The 16,707-nt window shown below is 52.8% G+C and carries 17 protein-coding genes and 2 CRISPR repeat arrays; of the genes, 14 read left to right on the forward strand and 3 right to left on the reverse strand.

What is annotated here, in order from left to right; all coding sequences use genetic code 11:
* Positions 1–8 precede the first annotated feature (8 nt).
* The 9 genes from cas5c to sigK all read left to right on the forward strand — a co-directional run bounded on the left by cas5c (position 9) and on the right by sigK (position 9,500).
* A complete protein-coding gene (gene cas5c, locus ABD76_RS05915) occupies positions 9–728 on the forward strand; it encodes a type I-C CRISPR-associated protein Cas5c (protein WP_197255170.1) in 720 nt (239 codons plus the stop codon).
* Positions 725–2,644 carry a type I-C CRISPR-associated protein Cas8c/Csd1 gene (gene cas8c, locus ABD76_RS05920; RefSeq protein ID WP_197255091.1) on the forward strand — a complete coding sequence of 640 codons (1,920 nt, stop codon included), beginning with the start codon at positions 725–727 and terminating at the stop codon, positions 2,642–2,644. The genes cas5c and cas8c overlap by 4 nt, the downstream gene beginning before the upstream one ends.
* Positions 2,641–3,501 carry a type I-C CRISPR-associated protein Cas7/Csd2 gene (cas7c, locus tag ABD76_RS05925; RefSeq protein WP_197255093.1) on the forward strand — a complete coding sequence of 287 codons (861 nt, stop codon included), beginning with the start codon at positions 2,641–2,643 and terminating at the stop codon, positions 3,499–3,501. The genes cas8c and cas7c overlap by 4 nt, the downstream gene beginning before the upstream one ends.
* The gene (cas4, locus tag ABD76_RS05930; protein ID WP_197255096.1) at positions 3,491–4,162 is read left to right on the forward strand and encodes a CRISPR-associated protein Cas4; all 672 of its coding nucleotides are present in this window, start codon (positions 3,491–3,493) and stop codon (positions 4,160–4,162) included. The genes cas7c and cas4 overlap by 11 nt, the downstream gene beginning before the upstream one ends.
* Positions 4,146–5,177: a type I-C CRISPR-associated endonuclease Cas1c gene (gene cas1c, locus ABD76_RS05935; RefSeq protein ID WP_197255097.1), complete on the forward strand. Its 1,032-nt coding sequence runs from the start codon at positions 4,146–4,148 to the stop codon at positions 5,175–5,177. The genes cas4 and cas1c overlap by 17 nt, the downstream gene beginning before the upstream one ends.
* Positions 5,178–5,186: 9 nt before the next feature.
* Positions 5,187–5,477 carry a CRISPR-associated endonuclease Cas2 gene (gene cas2 / locus ABD76_RS05940; protein WP_197255098.1) on the forward strand — a complete coding sequence of 97 codons (291 nt, stop codon included), beginning with the start codon at positions 5,187–5,189 and terminating at the stop codon, positions 5,475–5,477.
* A gap of 188 nt (positions 5,478–5,665) precedes the next feature.
* A CRISPR array of direct repeats spans positions 5,666–5,959; the repeat unit is 32 nt.
* 222 nt (positions 5,960–6,181) lie between these two features.
* On the forward strand, positions 6,182–6,358 hold the full coding sequence (locus ABD76_RS05945; protein ID WP_197255099.1) for a hypothetical protein: 177 nt from the start codon (positions 6,182–6,184) through the stop codon (positions 6,356–6,358).
* Positions 6,351–6,548, forward strand: a complete 198-nt coding sequence (locus ABD76_RS30375; protein WP_338125060.1) for a hypothetical protein — start codon at positions 6,351–6,353, stop codon at positions 6,546–6,548. The genes ABD76_RS05945 and ABD76_RS30375 overlap by 8 nt, the downstream gene beginning before the upstream one ends.
* A 795-nt stretch (positions 6,549–7,343) precedes the next feature.
* Positions 7,344–8,307: direct repeats of the CRISPR family, unit length 32 nt; unit sequence GTCGCATCCTACGCGGATGCGTGGATTGAAAT.
* Positions 8,308–8,792: 485 nt separating this feature from the next.
* Positions 8,793–9,500, forward strand: coding sequence for an RNA polymerase sporulation sigma factor SigK (gene sigK / locus ABD76_RS05955; RefSeq protein WP_006676301.1), 708 nt, complete (start codon positions 8,793–8,795; stop codon positions 9,498–9,500).
* A gap of 118 nt (positions 9,501–9,618) precedes the next feature.
* Here the strand turns inward: sigK and ABD76_RS05960 are convergent, their stop codons facing one another.
* Positions 9,619–9,996 (reverse strand): DUF2188 domain-containing protein, encoded by a 378-nt coding sequence (locus tag ABD76_RS05960; RefSeq protein WP_197255100.1) that lies wholly within the window; start codon positions 9,994–9,996, stop codon positions 9,619–9,621.
* A 137-nt stretch (positions 9,997–10,133) separates the two neighbouring features.
* Between ABD76_RS05960 and ABD76_RS05965 the strand changes: the two genes are divergently transcribed.
* Positions 10,134–10,796 (forward strand): carbohydrate-binding family 9-like protein, encoded by a 663-nt coding sequence (locus ABD76_RS05965; protein WP_242069401.1) that lies wholly within the window; start codon positions 10,134–10,136, stop codon positions 10,794–10,796.
* 104 nt (positions 10,797–10,900) lie between these two features.
* Here ABD76_RS05965 and ABD76_RS05970 read toward each other — a convergent pair whose 3' ends face one another.
* Positions 10,901–12,745 (reverse strand): hypothetical protein, encoded by a 1,845-nt coding sequence (locus ABD76_RS05970; protein ID WP_242069402.1) that lies wholly within the window; start codon positions 12,743–12,745, stop codon positions 10,901–10,903.
* Between the two features lie 20 nt (positions 12,746–12,765).
* On the reverse strand, positions 12,766–13,098 hold the full coding sequence (locus ABD76_RS29290; RefSeq protein WP_242069403.1) for a hypothetical protein: 333 nt from the start codon (positions 13,096–13,098) through the stop codon (positions 12,766–12,768).
* Positions 13,099–13,608: 510 nt separating this feature from the next.
* Here ABD76_RS29290 and spoVAC point away from each other — a divergent pair.
* The 4 genes from spoVAC (at position 13,609) to ABD76_RS05990 (ending at position 16,706) form a co-directional block, all read left to right on the forward strand.
* Positions 13,609–14,121: a stage V sporulation protein AC gene (gene spoVAC, locus ABD76_RS05975; protein WP_197255101.1), complete on the forward strand. Its 513-nt coding sequence runs from the start codon at positions 13,609–13,611 to the stop codon at positions 14,119–14,121.
* A gap of 36 nt (positions 14,122–14,157) precedes the next feature.
* Positions 14,158–15,183, forward strand: a complete 1,026-nt coding sequence (gene spoVAD, locus ABD76_RS05980) for a stage V sporulation protein AD (protein WP_197255103.1) — start codon at positions 14,158–14,160, stop codon at positions 15,181–15,183.
* A complete protein-coding gene (gene spoVAE / locus ABD76_RS05985; protein WP_197255105.1) occupies positions 15,180–15,530 on the forward strand; it encodes a stage V sporulation protein AE in 351 nt (116 codons plus the stop codon). The genes spoVAD and spoVAE overlap by 4 nt, the downstream gene beginning before the upstream one ends.
* A 219-nt stretch (positions 15,531–15,749) precedes the next feature.
* Positions 15,750–16,706: an AAA family ATPase gene (locus ABD76_RS05990; protein WP_242069404.1), complete on the forward strand. Its 957-nt coding sequence runs from the start codon at positions 15,750–15,752 to the stop codon at positions 16,704–16,706.
* Position 16,707: the final 1 nt, after the last annotated feature.

Consider the following 16,707-nt stretch of genomic DNA (forward strand, 5'->3'; position numbering starts at 1 on the left):
GCGCGTTGATACGCAACAGCATTGAGTTCGAAGTGTTCGGGAATTATGCGTTGTTTACAGATCCATTAACGAAGCTGGGCGGGGAAAAGATGTCGTACCCCATCCCAACCTATCAGGCATTGAAGGGGATCGTCGAATCAATCTACTGGAAACCTACTATTCTCTTCATTGTGGATGCCGTCCGCGTCATGAACCCGATCCGGATGGAGTCGAAGGGAGTTCGCCCGCTTGATTATGGCGGCGGCAATACGCTGGCATACTATTCCTATTTAAGGGATGTTCGCTACCAGTGCCGGGCTCATTTCGTGTTCAACCCGAACCGGCCGGACTTGGAGTATGATCGCAACGAAAATAAGCACCACAATATTTTGAAGCGCGCTTTGCGGGCGGGAGGACGCCGGGATATTTTCCTGGGGGCCAGAGAATGCCAAGGTTATGTAGAGCCGTGCGAATTTGGCACAGGAGAGGGCTTCTATGACAATTATGGCGAGCTCCATCTCGGAACGATGGTACACGGCATTAATTATCCGGATGAGACGGGCAGGAAGCAGATGGAGACGCGGCTGTGGAATCCGGTGATGAAGAATGGTGTCATTGAATTTATTAGACCGGAACAATGTACGCTTGTTCGTCCCGTGGCTGAGATGCAACCGAAGACGTTTGCGGCTGGGGAGATCGAATCGGTGGAGGAACTGGAGTCCCGCCTGGAAGTGGAGGGAAGCCAATGAGTTGGTTGCAGCAATTATATGAGACGTATGAGTCGAACCTCGATCGGATCGGGGTTGTCGAGAAGAAGCATAACGGGCAAGAGTTCACGCTGCTTCCGATATCTCATACGACACAGACGGCGCACATTGAAGTTCGCGTGACGGAAGACGGTGAATTCCATTCCGCTATCGTCATTGACAAGAGCGATGCCAGCACATTGATTCCGTGCACGGAGGATTCCTCCAGTCGCTCAGGAACCGCCGTATTTCCTTATCCGCTGCATGATAAGTTAAGCTATGTGGCCGGAGACTATATTGACTATGGCGGACATGCCAAGAAAGCGGATCAATTTAAAAAATATATTGAAAATTTGCAGGAGTGGGCGCTGTCTCCATTCAGCCATCCCCATATTGTCAGTATTTTTACATATTTGAATAAAAAGCGGCTCATACGCGATCTAGCAGTGGAAGAACACATACTGTCTCTCGATGGGGACGGTTGCCTGATTGGAAAATGGGATAAAAAATACGGTGACGAGAAACCACCGCTGTTTGGCGTGCTGAATGGCGAGCAAGAAAGCGCATTCATTCGTTTTACAGTTTACTCCCCGGTTCGGCCGCTCAAGGAAGTGTGGAAAGATCCGGAGGTGTATGATTCGTTCATTCGCTACTATAACAGTAAGCTGGGCAACAACAAGTTGTGTTATGTGACGGGGCAATGGGTGCCAAGTACGGACAAGCATGCGAACAAAATACGAAATCCGGCAGACAAAGCAAAATTAATCTCGGCCAATGATGACAAAGGATTTACGTTCCGCGGCCGGTTCAGCAGCAGTCAGGAAGCGGCGGGCATTAGCTATGAGGTATCGCAAAAAGCTCATAATGCGCTGAAATGGCTCATTAACCGCCAAGGGAAAATCATTGATGGGCGCGTGTTTCTCGTGTGGTCGAACGATGCGGTAGACGTGCCGGGTCCCGGAGAGGATACCTTTGCCCTATTTCCGGAACAAAGCGCGGCGAACAAAAGGGAGTCTTTCACGAACGAAGGGCTGGCGCGGGACATTGGGAGTTATCTGGCCGGGTATGGAGCAGGACAGAAGCTGTCGATTACGAATCCCGCTGTGAACCTGTTGATTCTTGATTCTGCCACGACCGGGCGCATGGCGGTGCTCTATTATCGCAATCTGGACAAGAAGCATTATTTTGAGAAGCTGGTGGAGTGGCATTCCAGTTGTGTATGGCTGCACCGTTATCGCAAAGATGAGAATGGTGATTATGTTCAATTTTTCGGCACACCGGCGACGAAAGATATTGCATATGCCGCTTACGGAACATCAGCCAGCGACAAGCTCGTAAAAGGTCTAATGGAACGTATGCTTCCGTGCATGGTAGACGGCGTCAAAATTCCGGCGGATATTGTGAATAGCGTCGTTCGCCGGGCGTCCAATCCGGTGGCGATGGAAAAGTGGGAGTGGGAGAAGACGCTCAGCATCGCATGCGCCTTAGTAAATAAGTTTTATCAGAAGGAGGGGTACACAGTGGCGCTGGACAAGGAGAACACGGACCGAAGCTATTTGTTTGGGAGATTGCTGGCGGTGGCCGATATTTTGGAGCGGCGTGCGCTAGGTTCAGAAGAGACGCGCGCAACGAATGCGATTCGCTATATGAACTCGTTCGCACAGCATCCGGTGCGGACGTGGAAGGTGATTCAAGCGAGTTTGCAGCCGTATCAGGCGCGATTGGGCGCGAAATGTACGGATCTGACGAAATTGATGGATGAGATTCTATCTGCATTTAACTATGAAGACTTTAATGATAAGCCTTTATCCGGAAAATACTTGCTGGGACTCTCCAGCCAAAGACATGACTTTTTCCAAGGAAAGAAGAAGGAAGAAAATCAAACCAAACCATCCAATGAAGGAGAGACTGAATCATGACAATTCTTGATCATAAAATTGATTTTGCTGTCGTCTTTTCGGTAATCAAAGCGAATCCAAATGGAGATCCGCTGAATGGCAATCGCCCCCGTCAAAACTATGATGGCCACGGTGAAGTGTCGGATGTCGCACTGAAGCGGAAAATTCGAAACCGGCTTCAAGATCTCGGCGAACCTATTTTTGTCCAATCCAATGATAGAAGCGATGATCAGCTCAAAAGCTTGCGAGAGCGTGCGGAAGGAAACGAGGCACTGGCGAAAATAGTAAATCAAAAAGACAGTTCCGGCGAAGAGTTTGCGAAAACGGCTTGCGAGCAGTGGATCGATGTCCGCAGTTTTGGCCAGGTGTTTGCCTTCAAGGGAAGCGGTGGTAAAGGGGTATCTGTAGGCGTGCGCGGTCCGGTGTCGATACATACCGCAACGAGCGTCGATCCGATTGATATTACGAGTATGCAGATCACGAAGAGCGTTAATTCGGAGCCGGGCGAGAAAAGAGGATCGGACACAATGGGCATGAAGCACCGCGTAGACTTCGGCGTCTATGTCTTCTATGGCAGCATCAATACGCAGTTAGCGGAGAAGACGGGCTTCACCGTGGAGGATGCGGAAAAAATCAAGCAGGCGCTCGTAACGCTGTTCGAAAATGACGCCTCTTCCGCCAGACCTGAAGGAAGTATGGAGGTGCACAAGGTGTATTGGTGGGAGCACAGCAGCAAGTTGGGTCAGTATTCATCTGCAAAAGTGCACCGCTCCTTGCACATCAGCAAAAATAGAGAAGAACCAAAATCATTTGAACACTACGACATTACAGTTAACGAACTGGAAGGTCTGAAGGTTGAGATCATTGATGGCCTATAATGATGAAGACAACTACTTATTGCTGTCTGGCATTCAGCATTTTCAATTCTGCAAGCGGCAATGGGCGTTGATTCACATTGAACAGCAATGGGAAGAGAATGTGAAGACGATCGAAGGGCAGTATCTCCATCGCAATGCAGATCAACCATTCACGAGGGAAAAGCGCGGCGACAAGCTTGTCGTCCGCGCTATGTCTGTCAAGTCGCATGAATTGAAGTTGACAGGCATCTGTGATGTGGTCGAGTTCATACAAGACAGTCGTGGCGTTCCGATTAATGGAGCCGAGGGAAAATATATTGCGTATCCTGTAGAATACAAGCGTGGCAAGCCTAAGACGGATGAATCCGATGTATTCCAACTGGCTGCGCAAGCGCTCTGTCTGGAAGAGATGCTGTTGTGCGATGTGCAGACCGGATATATTTTTTATCAAGAGTTGAAGCGTCGAATTGAAGTTCCGCTCACGGATGATGTGAAGCAGAGGGTCAGAGTTGTGGCAGCGGAAATGCATGATTATTATAAGCGCAGCCATACGCCCAAAGTCAAAACCGGGCCCTATTGCAAAAACTGCTCGCTGCAATCCATCTGCCTGCCGGCCTTGATGAACAAACGGACGGTAAAAAGTTATATTGAGGGGAAGATCAAAGATGAAGCGTCTCCTTAACACGTTATATGTAAACCAGCCGGACGTTTATATGGCATTGGACGGGGACAATATTGTGCTGCTGAAGGGAGAAGAGAAGCTGGGCCGTCTTCCGTTGCACAATCTGGAAGCTATCGTCGCTTTCGGTTATACAGGAGCAAGTCCTGCGTTGATGGGGTATTGTGCAGATCGGAATATCGCGATCACCTTTATGACGGTGACCGGCAGATTTCTGGCCAGGGTCATTGGACAGAGCAAAGGAAATGTAGTGCTGCGGAAAAAGCAATACCTTGTCTCTGAAGATGAGAGCTTGTCCGCGCAAATTGCACGCAATTTTATTGTCGGCAAAATTTATAACCAGAAGTGGATGATTGAGCGGATGACGCGAGACTACCCGCTGCGAATCAATGTTGATCAGTTCAAGGAGATTTCCGCGCAGTTATCGTCCCTCATTCTGGAAGTACGGGCTTGTGAAGATCTGGAACGTTTGCGAGGCTTAGAAGGACAAGCTGCAGTCAGTTACAATAAGGCTTTTGGCCAAATGATTCTGCAACAGACAGACGATTTTTACTTTCATTCCCGTTCACGCAGGCCGCCGCTGGACAATGTAAATGCGATGTTGTCGCTTGCGTACACATTGTTGGCGAATGATATGGCCTCCGCATTGGAAGCGGTCGGGCTGGATGCTTATGTCGGATTTTTACATCGCGATCGTCCGGGGCGGGCTTCACTTGCTCTGGACGTAATGGAAGAGCTGCGGGGAATCTATGCGAACAGATTTGTTCTCACCTTGATTAATAAAAAGATTGTGAACAAGGATGATTTTTACAAGAAGGAAAACGGCGCTGTCTTGATGACAGATGAGGCGAGAAAAAGATTTTTGCAGGCATGGCAGGATAAGAAACAAGAAAAGATTGTGCATCCCTATCTGGGAGAGAAAATCAGTTGGGGACTTGTCCCGCATGCCCAGGCCCTGTTGCTAGCTCGTTATTTGCGTGATGATCTAGATGAGTACCCTCCATTTCTCTGGAAGTAGGTAGTATAATTGTTGGTACTAATCACTTATGATGTCAGCACGACCAGCATTGCCGGGCAGCGCAGGTTACGTAAAGTCGCAAAGTTATGCCAAAATTATGGTCAGAGAGTGCAAAACTCTGTTTTTGAATGCAATGTAGACGCAGCTCAGTTCGCCAGCTTGAAGATCCAACTTGTCGATATGATTGATGAAAAGGAAGACAGCCTGCGATTTTATCAATTAGGAAACAACTACAAAAGCAAGGTGGAGCATATTGGCGTGAAGGCATCGATCGATATGGAAGGGACCCTAATTTTCTAGTGCGAATGTGTAGTGCACATGAAATCCCCGGGGGATTCGCACCACATTTTTTTCATATTATGGATAAAAACCATTTTGTGATTTATTACAGAAGTGAGAAACCACCTAGTTTAGATTGATTCTATAGCTAATTTGATTAATTGAATCATAGTAAGAACGAAAAATGATTGTAACAATCATTTTTCGCTGTCGCATCCCACGTGGATGCGTGGATTGAAATTATATCCGTAGGCATGAGAGAGGCAAAAAGGCAAGTCGCATCCCACGTGGATGCGTGGATTGAAATTCCAGGAACTTCTTGATGCTTTCAACGTGGCTTGTCGCATCCCACGTGGATGCGTGGATTGAAATTCATACTGTATCGTGCGCTTAACGACCGTGCAAGTCGCATCCCACGTGGATGCGTGGATTGAAATTTCCTCGCTTGTCCATTCGGTCTCGTACGTGTAGTCGCATCCCACGTGGATGCGTGGATTGAAATCATGCACGGATGAGCAGATTGAACGGAAATACGGTCGCATCCCACGCGGAAGCAGTGGATTGAAATCCGTAACACGCCGAATGTCGAACGCACTTTTCCCATCGTATCCCACGTGGTTGCTTCACTCCAGATTCGAATAGATGAGCGGTATGCTAATCCTTGACCCACTGTGAGTATGCTATAATATTGGCAAGTTTATAGCCTAATGGAAGGAGTAAATGCAATGGAGCGTGTTCAGGCCTTCCGAAAATTAATTAGGCTTACAGGGGATAGAGCCAAACTGGATGCAAAAGCAAACGGGACTTACGTTGTGTATAAAACGGATAAAGGTCAAATCGTCAAAGAATATGTTAATGGTGAGATTATAACATTAAACGATCCAGGGTTGCCTCATGAGTGAACCTTCCGCAGTAATATATGTATTTGCCGGAAATAATGGCAGCGGTAAAAGTACAATTCGAGATTTGATTGTAGATATACTGGGATTTAGTATGAATATTGATCCTGACGCCTTGGCTCGTGGCATTGATCCGAATCAACCAGAGAGTCGTAAATTTTCAGCAGGTAAAAGAAGCGATCAAGATTGCTAGAGACTGTATACGCAATAAACGGGATTTTTCTATAGAAACGGCTTTGACTGGGGGGAATGCAGTACGACTTATACGAGATGCGAGAGCAAAGGGATTTAAAGAAACGATGTTTTTGTGGGTCCTGGTGATTCTCATCTCAATATAGAACGGGTTGCCGCAAGAGTTCGAAACGGCGGGCGCCATATTCCGGCTGGAGATATTATAAGAAGGTATAAACATCGCTCCAAAATTTGATTTCCCATCTTCATCTTATTGATTATTTAATCGTTGTCGACAATAGCGAATCAAGCGGCGAAATTGTTCTGGATGTAGAAGATGGATCAATAAAATACGAGGCCAAGCTAATACCACAGTGGGTCCAACAAATAAAGGATAGTCTTAAGTAATACTTTTAGGCGAAAAAAGAAACTTGCTCTCTTTTTCGGAATCTAGCATGAATAGACTAGGAAATATGTTTCGTGCTGCAATAATGCCCGTAACAATCATGAACTTAAGGTAGGTGTATGACAGAAATACACTCACCAGATAAGGTTTTCCTCCTGAAAAAATTGAAGTGACATATAGCGAAGAAGACTGGATTAACATGGGTGGGGCTGTTATCTGCAGGTGCGAATGTCTAGTGCACATAAAATCACTGGGGGATTCGTACCTTGTTTTTTCTATATTATGGGTAATATTCTTTTTATCGTTTGTTACTGACTTGGAAAAACCTCTTTTTAGAGGCTATGGTATGGATGTTTTGATTGATTCGGTCATATCAAGGGCCAAAATTGATTGTTACTATCATATTTCGCTGTCGCATCCTACGCGGATGCGTGGATTGAAATTGTCGCCAGGAAGGGAATCCGGACGCGGGAAACGAGTCGCATCCTACGCGGATGCGTGGATTGAAATAGTCGATGACAACAATCAGACAGCACATATGCCCGTCGCATCCTACGCGGATGCGTGGATTGAAATACGTGGACTTTTACGATCCGGGCCTGCCCATTGAAGTCGCATCCTACGCGGATGCGTGGATTGAAATCTCTTTGGAAGATGTCGACATCTGCGTGGTTCCGTCGCATCCTACGCGGATGCGTGGATTGAAATTCTGGCCGGGTATGACTGCTCCGCATCCAGCAAGTGTCGCATCCTACGCGGATGCGTGGATTGAAATAAAATCTGCTATTTCCTGCAATTTCTTTCTGGACGGTCGCATCCTACGCGGATGCGTGGATTGAAATAGTCATTTCAGGCTCAAGGGATAGTGACTGCAGCCGTCGCATCCTACGCGGATGCGTGGATTGAAATCAAGATGTGCTTGTATGGTCGCCGGCTCCAGTGGGTCGCATCCTACGCGGATGCGTGGATTGAAATCGTCAGGATATCGAGATAAATCCGCAGGCTCTCAACGTCGCATCCTACGCGGATGCGTGGATTGAAATATGGCAGCCCGCCGGGAAGGGGCGAACAGCGTGAGGTCGCATCCTACGCGGATGCGTGGATTGAAATATTCTACGTAGTCCATGACGATAACATCCGGACGCGTCGCATCCTACGCGGATGCGTGGATTGAAATTCGACCACTCATAGGTTCGCGAGCAGCCCATACTGTCGCATCCTACGCGGATGCGTGGATTGAAATCCGTATCTGCATGGCACGGCGGGGACGGTGGAGGGTCGCATCCTACGCGGATGCGTGGATTGAAATGGCAGGGTGGCCGCCGGGATGGATGATCGTTACGGTCGCATCCTACGCGGATGCGTGGATTGAATTGGAATGTCGAAGGATACGTGTCTCCGAGCTGTGGTCGCATCCTTGAAATAAAGAAAGAGCCGAGACAGCATGTCAAACAGCAGTCGTATCCTACGGATGGTGGATTGGAATCGTAAAGTCACCGTGATGAACAATAAACCGGGCATGTCGTATCCTTCACGGATGCACAAAGTAAAAAACGGCCCCGCTTGCGATAAGATTTACTCGCAACCCCAGCGGGCCGCATCCCCTAATCCCATCCCACGGAACAGCCTCTCTTCCCTTCACACTTACACATCCCTCACTTTCTCTCTCCTCATACCTAGCCGCTCACCTCCCAACTCCATCCAGCCAAAAATACAATGGCAGCTTTCCCCGTACATGCACTTCTGGGCCATCGCCTACATACAATGTATCACTGCGCCGGGATTCGGCTTGCTGCGAAGAGATACCGCTAGGCGCAAATCGCAGAATAGAACGTTGTCAGACTCCTGGAGGTGGCTAGCATGACGGGTTTATTTGCTGCAATCGCCGTGTTCATCAAGCAATTGACGCTGCTTGTATCCTACGTCAAGAACAATGCGTTTCCGCAGCCGTTGGCGGAAGAGGATGAGATGAAGCATTTGCAGCGGATGGCGGAAGGCAATGCACAGTCGCGCAACACGCTCATTGAGCACAATCTCCGCCTGGTTGCGCACATCGTGAAGAAATTCGACAACACCGGAGAAGACTTGGAGGACTTGATTTCCATCGGCACAATCGGACTCATCAAAGCGATCGAGAGCTTCCAGCCGAACAAGGGAACGAAGCTGGCGACCTTCGCCGCCCGCTGCATCGAGAACGAGATCTTGATGCATCTTCGCTCTTTGAAAAAGACGCGCAAAGATGTCTCCCTTCATGATCCGATCGGGACGGACAAGGAAGGCAACGAAATCACGCTAATAGATATTCTTGGCACGGACGGCGATGAAGTCGTCGATAAAGTGCAGCTCAAAATTGAGAAAAGTAAAATATACCGGAATCTGGATATTCTCGATGAGCGGGAGCAGGAAGTGATTCGCGGCCGCTTCGGTCTGGATGGGGGCGGGGAGGAACGGACACAGCGGGAGATTGCCAAGGAGTTGGGCATCTCGCGCAGCTATGTCTCCCGGATAGAGAAACGGGCGTTAATGAAGCTCTACCATGAATTTTACAAAAATAAAGGTCACTTGTAACAGCCGCATTGCGAGAAGGCCAGCCCTGTCCTGGTCCAATCCGCTCCATGATTGTCCCGTGCAACACGGCCCCGGAGCCGTGCTGCGCGGGCATTCGCGATCGGCGGGGGCCATCGCGTCATGTCGTGCTGCGGCTCTGAATGGTGCCGTCCTGCCTGTGAATGACGATATCGGCTCCATCGGACGCCTTCCGCTGCTGAGCGTATTGAACGGCCTCCTGCTTCGTCGGCGCCGTCATGAGCGGATGCTTCCGCCCTTCGGCTTTTACCGCCCAGTCTTCGCCGGCCGGGACGACATGAAGGACGTGATCCGGCCCCGAATGGTCCGGGAAGTGCTCTCCATGCCATTTTTTGGCCTGCGCGGTCGCGATCGCAATCGCGCGTCCTTCTTCCATGCCATCTTCCAATAAAGCGTTGGCGATCTCAATCGCCTTGGCCCGCACCTCAGACAGCAGATGCTTCATGGACGGAGGATAGTTGTGCTCGTTCCATGGCATTCGGCTTCCCTCCTTGCTGCATAGGGTTGTCCATACTTTACCCGGATGCGTCTCCGGGCAAACCGGTACCTGCTCCGGCGGGGCGAATTTGCTATAATGAACGAGCCGGAACAACGAGATGGACGAGAGGAAGGAAGATGGCAATGACATCAGAGGCGAACACAGAAGCAGTATTCAGCAAGGCAACGGATAGCCCGGTGCCACGCTACATATGCCGCCGCGTGCCCGACGGCGAGGCGGATTGGAAGGGGGCGGAGGCGGCGGTCCTGGCCGATGTCGTCACCGGGCAAGCTCCGCGCTACCGCACCCAGGTTCAGGCCTGCTGGTCCAAGCGGAGCTTATATCTTCGCTTCGAATGCGAGGATGAGCGCATTGTAAGCCCTTATACGAAGCGGGATGAGCCCTTGTTCGAAGCGGATGTGGTGGAATGCTTCATCCAGCCGGGGGAAGACGCCGACGCGTATTATGAATTCAACATCAGCCCGCATAATGTCGTCTTCGATTCGCGAATCGTCTGCGAACCGGGCAAGGACAAGCTGTTCCAGCCCGAGTGGGATGCCGGGCTGCTGCGGACGACAGTAACCTATGTCAGCGAGCCGAAGCGGCTCCTTGTCTATGAGGCGGCAATCGCGTTTGAGGATCTGGGGCAGGCCCCTCGGCCGGGAGACTGCTGGCGCATCAATTGGTTCCGGATCGACGAGGGCGAGGACGGACAGCGGACGTTCGATGCCTGGTCGCCGACGGGCGCGGTGAATTTCCATGTGCCGGAACGGTTCGGGCGGATTCTGTTCGAAGCATAGAGATTTCCGAAAGAGGAAGGTTCAACAAAAAGCTGCGACAATCTGCAACAATGAAAGAAGGCTTCCCGCCAACGGCTGTAACAGCCCGACGCGGGAAGCCTTGCTCATGAGGTCTGCCGCATGCCCGAGGCAGCCGGGACGCGGCTATTGAACGCCCGGAGTAATCCCAATCTCCACGCCGCCAGCCGGGTGAATGAAGCTGATTGCGAAGGTCGGGACGCTTCATCCCAGGCGAGATCGAACGGGTATGCCTGGCCGCCGCGCTGCACGGTCACGTGCGCCGGGGCAGTCGGCGCATAGAACCGCAGCACCGCCCGGACACCGGCCGGCCCGCGCGCCGTATAGCGCCGGGACTTCGCTTGTCCAGCATCGGCGGGACCGTCGTCCGGCTCCGGGACAACCCGTCCGGCCGCGGCGACGAGGACCAGCTCCCGGCCGCTCTGCTGCGCCTGCTTCAGATCATACAGCAAGGCCTGTTCCCCCGGCCCGATCGTCACGCTTGGCCGCACCGATAATTGCCCGTCGAACAAATCGACGAACGGGCCTTCCAGGGTGACCGGATCGCTGCGGCAGCTCTCCTCAAGCACGGCTGCGGCCACGTACGGGCCCCGCTTGGCGACGAGCGCATGGGAAGGCGTCCAGCCTGCCGCCGACGGACCGTGGACCGCCGCCCATGCTGCCTTCACCGCGCCGCGCAGCCGGTTGGCGTCGTCCGCGGAGCGAGTGAAGCGGGCAGGATGCTCCGGCAGGTAAGCAACCGCGCCCCGGCCAATGCGCGTGATGGCCAGTTCCCCGTCCTGGCTCTCCATCGCGGCTCCCAGCGTCTCGAACAGATGCTGCGCCGGGCTGTCATACGTACGCGTTCCCGCGTTCCACCATTCGCGTACGGCATGATACGGATCGCTGCCATCCCCGACATACAGCAGAACCCCACCGGCTTGCACCCATTGCGCCAGCCCGTAATGGATATCCATATGCTCCGGCTTCATGAATTCATAGCTGACGATTAGCAGCCCGTACTCGTTCAAATAGTGCGGAATCCGGCGCACATTGTCCAGTTGGACCGGTCGGACCGGATACCCGTGCTTCAGCAGCGGCATCGCCAAGCCAAAGAACGCATCCCACGTAATATGCTCCATCTCGGAAGCGAACCGCTCTTCCTCCCGCACCCGTTCCCAATCGAGCGACAAATCGAGCCGCTGGTACATGCAGGAAGCGGCGACCAGCACTCCGATGCCGGGAAGGGAGGCCGTCCGCCCAGGGGATTCCTCACCGGACGTCCTGTCCGGTGATTGATCCAGAACCTGCTCCGACGTACCGGCCTGGCCCCCCAGCGGCATGTGCTGAAGCGCATGCATCACCGCCTGCAGGATCGTTCCATACGCTTCCGGCAGCGGCACCTTGCCCGAGCGATCCGCGGACAAATAGGACCGGCCATAGATGCGATGCGACCAAGGCGCCACTTCATAATGATCGATATGGGGGTGGAGGAGGGAAGCGACGACGGTTTTTTTATAATTGGCCTCGTAATCTTCCCAGGTCCGTCCGGGATGGTCTTCAATCGGATCATGCAGGAACCACATGCGGCGGTCGCTTCCCCGCACGAGCTCTTGCATGACGCCATACTCCAAATACGCCGTCTCGAACGTCCGCTCCCGCCGTTCGCCTTCATACACGTTCGGCACACGCGAAGTGCCTGTCCAGACTTGGGCGATATAGCCGTCGATGCCGGCCATGTCCATGAGCTTCGACTCCGGGCTCACAATGCGCCATTGGCAATAGTTGATGAGGCTGTGCGTCGCCACGTACACATGGATATGACGCCCGTGCGCATGCTTGGCGTAAGACTTGAGCCCGGAGGTGATGCGCTCCAGCGCCGGGCATACAAATGCGCCTTCAGCTTGGACGCCCGGTACTGGGCATCCGGCGACTGATGAGGCGGCATCCACGGCTATAATACAGCTCCCATTCACGCCGGAACGAAGGGGAATACCCGGCCTCCACCCAAAATTCCGGATCTTCCATAAAAAAGGCGTCTAGACCCGGCATCCACGGCCTTTTTCAACCGTTCCGTTATGTAATCCGCGAAAGACACCGTCGGCACCATATAAGGCACATCATCGGTCTCATGAATAAGCCGGGTCCCGTTGGCCCGGGTCTGTCCCTCGTCCCAATGCTGGCGCCCGTCGAACCTCCCGTTCAAATAAGGCTGGTATTCGCCCCATGCGGTGCCGGTCATGAGACCGACGCGATACCCTTGGGCCGACCAGCCGCGTATCCGCTCCTCCATCGTGTCATCCATTCCATACACCAAGACCATGTCGGTCTGTAGATCGAAGCTTCATACGAAGCGATTTCCTGAAAGGCCGTCTTCTCGCCAGGACGCTGCCGGTTCAGCATCGTCATCCCTTCTTCCTGATTGAAGTGGTCATCGGCCAGGCGCTGTGGCCTGCCATGCGAATCGCCCTCCATTGTACACCTCGCGGGAAGCGTTGCCAACCGGGCTTGTCACAGCTCTAGCCTGAGGCCTTTCCCTAATAATCGTGTCATTTGGATATGTGCCCCATTCAGGCCCAACTGCATACGTTAGAAGCAAGGGATAACCGGAAAGGATGATGGACTTATGGAAATGAAGCTGCAAGCGTGGGATATTATCTTGGTGCTGTTCGTCCTCTTGGTCATCGTGTGCCTGCTGCTGTTCGGATTAGGGCTGTAACTTGGTGGACCATGGAGAAGAGACATATTTTATCCGCCAATGACAAATACTGAATGCATACAACTGAAAATCAGATTGGATGCAGGAGGTGACTCAATGGCGACTTCGGCTAAATCCGGGTCATCCGGGTCCACAACTTGGACTTCCGGAGGAAAGACGATCTCGGAGCAAGAGTATAAGCAGATCGCCAAGCAGCGTGAACCGTCCCGCCCCGTATGGAAAAATTGCGTACGGGCTTTTTTGGCGGGAGGAACGATCTGCCTGATTGGACAAGCCATTGAACAAATATTAGTCACGTTTTTCGATATGACGAAGAAAGAGGCGGCAGGCCCGACGGTCGTCATTCTGGTGCTGGCTTCCGTCATTCTGACAAGCCTGGGCGTGTATGACAAACTCGCGCAGTGGGCCGGCGCGGGCACGGCGGTTCCCGTGACCGGGTTCGCCAATTCGATGTGCTCCGCGGCGCTGGAGCACCGCAGCGAAGGCCTCGTGCTGGGGGTCGGCGGCAATATGTTCAAGCTGGCCGGTTCTGTCATCGTATTTGGAACGGTGGCCGCCTGTATTATTGCGCTTATCTATTACATTTTCGGGATACAGTTCCAGCATTGATGCCGGACGTTCCCAGATGGTAAAGGAGGCAATCCGATGCGTATAGGACGCCATACATGGCGGTTTGCCAATCAACCGGTCATCATCGGCACCGCGACCGTAGTTGGCCCCGAAGAAGGAAAAGGGCCTCTGGCCGCCGACTTTGACTTTGTTCACGAAGATTTGGATTTGAAGGAGCCAAGCTGGGAAAAGGCGGAGCGCAAGCTGCTGGAACAGGCCTCCCAGCTCGCCATCGTCAATGCGAACATTACGCAGGATGACCTGGATTACTTCGTCGGCGGCGACCTGATGAACCAGATTATTAGCAACTCCTTCGCCGCACGCGGGCTGGGGGTGCCATACATCGGCGTATTCGGCGCCTGCTCCACCTCGATGGAGGCGCTGGCCCTCGGATCGCTGCTGGTCGATTCCGGCAACGCGAACATCGTCATGGCCGGCACATGCAGCCATAACTGCTCCGTAGAGAAGCAGTTCCGCTATCCGACGGAATACGGTTCCCAGAAGCCGCCCACCGCGCAATATACCGTAACCGGCGCCGGCGTGGCCATCGTCGGCAAAAAAGGAAACGGACCGAAAGTGACGGCCGCGACGATCGGCAAAATTGTCGATCTGGGCATCAAAGATCCCTTCAATATGGGGGCGGCTATGGCGCCGGCGGCCGTCGATACGATTCAGACCCATTTGACCGATTTGAAGCGCAGCCCCGCCTATTATGACATGATTGTGACCGGAGACTTGGCTGCCGTCGGTTACGGGATCGCCAAAGATTTGTTCAAAAAACACGACATCAACATTCAGACGACGAACTACCAGGATTGCGGGCTCATGATGTACGACATGGTCAAGCAGAAGGTGGATGTGCAAGCGGGAGGAAGCGGGGCGGCTTGCTCGGCTGTCGTCACGTACGGACATATTCTGAAGCGGATCAGGGAGGGCGAATTGAAGAAGGTCATGATCGTGGCGACCGGAGCCCTCATGTCCCCGCTGTCCTACCAACAAGGAGAGAGCATTCCTTGCATCGCTCATGCGGTAACGATCGAGATGGGAGGAGACGAATCATGATCTTTGTATGGGCATTTATCGTCGGAGGGTTGATCTGCGTCATCGGGCAGCTGCTGTTCGATGTCGCGAAGCTGACGCCGGCGCACACGATGGCGCTGCTGGTCGTTACCGGCGCGGTCGTGGACGGCTTGGGATGGTACGAGCCGTTGATCGAATTCGCCGGCGCGGGCGTCACCGTTCCGATTACGAGCTTCGGCAACTCCCTTGTGCACGGGGCGATTACCGATTTGAAGTCGGATGGTTGGATCGGCGCCGTCAGCGGCATTTTCAAGACGACAAGCGCGGGCATATCGGCGGCGATCGTCTTCTCCTTCCTGGCATCGCTCTTCGTACGGCCCAAAGGCTAAGCGCGGTCCAGCAGACAAGCTCCGCAACCCGAACAGGTGCGGAGCTTGTTTTATGCCATTAATTAGTTCAAAGACGAAATGAGTTGTTGATGTACCTTCACCATAGAATGGTGTAAAATGAGGAAATGTAAGGCAACTTCGCTTAGGATCCCCATGCCAGAGATATTATAAATTTATGGATATATTTCCTTATATTACCATATTGGAGGAGGTTTTTCCTTGCATTCGCAATCATCGCTCCATTCGATTATGGAACAGATCCAAGCTGCCTTGGATCAATGCATATTAGGGAAGTCATTCGAGATTGAATTAATGCTGACCGCCATGGTGGCCGGGGGCCACGTCCTTATCGAGGATGTGCCGGGAACGGGCAAGACGCAGCTGGTCAAATCGCTCGCGCGCACGATGGACGGGGCGTTCCGCCGTGTCCAATGCAACCCCGATCTGCTGCCGACCGACATTACCGGCGTTTTTATTTTCCACCCCAAAGACCAGCAATTCGTCTTCCGTCCCGGACCGGTCATGTGCAACGTGCTGCTCGTGGACGAGATTAACCGGGCGACGACGAAGACCCAATCGGCTCTGCTGGAGGCGATGGAGGAGCACCATATTACGGTGGACGGGGAGACCTTCGATCTGCCCGTTCCATTCATGCTCTTCGCCACGCAGAACCCCATCGAGTTCGAAGGAACGTTCCAATTGCCGGAAGCCCAGTTGGATCGCTTTATGTTCAAGATTAACCTGGGGTACCCGGATGAAGCGATGGAGCGGGCCATGCTGGCCCGCCATGTGCTTGGACAGCCGTCCGAGCGGGTTCAGCCGATTACGGATATTACCGTGATTGAAAAGATGCGGGACGCCGCTCGCGGCATTCATATCGACGATGCCGTCGCTTCCTATATTATTGATGTGGTCCGCGCGACGAGGAACCATTCGAAAATCGTGCTGGGCGCAAGCCCGCGCGCTTCCGTGGCGCTCATGCAGGCCGTGAAGGCCCGCGCCTGGATTCAAGGACGGCGCTATGTTACGCCGGATGATGTCAAGACGCTGCTTCCATTCGTCCTGGCTCATCGTCTCGTCCTTGATATGGAAGCGAAAATGGAGGGGCTGACCGCGGAGCAAGTGCTGATCGATGCGGTTCGAGGCGTGCCGGTACCGGTCCGGATGGAGCTGTAGC

Origin of the sequence: Paenibacillus dendritiformis, assembly GCF_015845845.1 — a bacterium.
GTDB lineage: Bacteria > Bacillota > Bacilli > Paenibacillales > Paenibacillaceae > Paenibacillus_B > Paenibacillus_B dendritiformis_C.

What these genes read in the sequence shown, in the direction of transcription:
- cas4 (WP_197255096.1), top strand. Translation starts at nt 3,491, where the DNA reads ATGGCCTATAATGATGAAGACAACTACTTATTGCTGTCTGGCATTCAG.
- cas7c (WP_197255093.1), top strand. Translation starts at nt 2,641, where the DNA reads ATGACAATTCTTGATCATAAAATTGATTTTGCTGTCGTCTTTTCGGTA.
- ABD76_RS30375 (WP_338125060.1), top strand. Translation starts at nt 6,351, where the DNA reads ATGAGTGAACCTTCCGCAGTAATATATGTATTTGCCGGAAATAATGGC.
- spoVAC (WP_197255101.1), top strand. Translation starts at nt 13,609, where the DNA reads ATGGCGACTTCGGCTAAATCCGGGTCATCCGGGTCCACAACTTGGACT.
- ABD76_RS05945 (WP_197255099.1), top strand. Translation starts at nt 6,182, where the DNA reads ATGGAGCGTGTTCAGGCCTTCCGAAAATTAATTAGGCTTACAGGGGAT.
- spoVAD (WP_197255103.1), top strand. Translation starts at nt 14,158, where the DNA reads ATGCGTATAGGACGCCATACATGGCGGTTTGCCAATCAACCGGTCATC.
- ABD76_RS05960 (WP_197255100.1), bottom strand. Translation starts at nt 9,996, where the DNA reads ATGCCATGGAACGAGCACAACTATCCTCCGTCCATGAAGCATCTGCTG.
- spoVAE (WP_197255105.1), top strand. Translation starts at nt 15,180, where the DNA reads ATGATCTTTGTATGGGCATTTATCGTCGGAGGGTTGATCTGCGTCATC.
- cas1c (WP_197255097.1), top strand. Translation starts at nt 4,146, where the DNA reads ATGAAGCGTCTCCTTAACACGTTATATGTAAACCAGCCGGACGTTTAT.
- ABD76_RS29290 (WP_242069403.1), bottom strand. Translation starts at nt 13,098, where the DNA reads ATGGATGACACGATGGAGGAGCGGATACGCGGCTGGTCGGCCCAAGGG.
- ABD76_RS05965 (WP_242069401.1), top strand. Translation starts at nt 10,134, where the DNA reads ATGGCAATGACATCAGAGGCGAACACAGAAGCAGTATTCAGCAAGGCA.
- sigK (WP_006676301.1), top strand. Translation starts at nt 8,793, where the DNA reads ATGACGGGTTTATTTGCTGCAATCGCCGTGTTCATCAAGCAATTGACG.
- cas8c (WP_197255091.1), top strand. Translation starts at nt 725, where the DNA reads ATGAGTTGGTTGCAGCAATTATATGAGACGTATGAGTCGAACCTCGAT.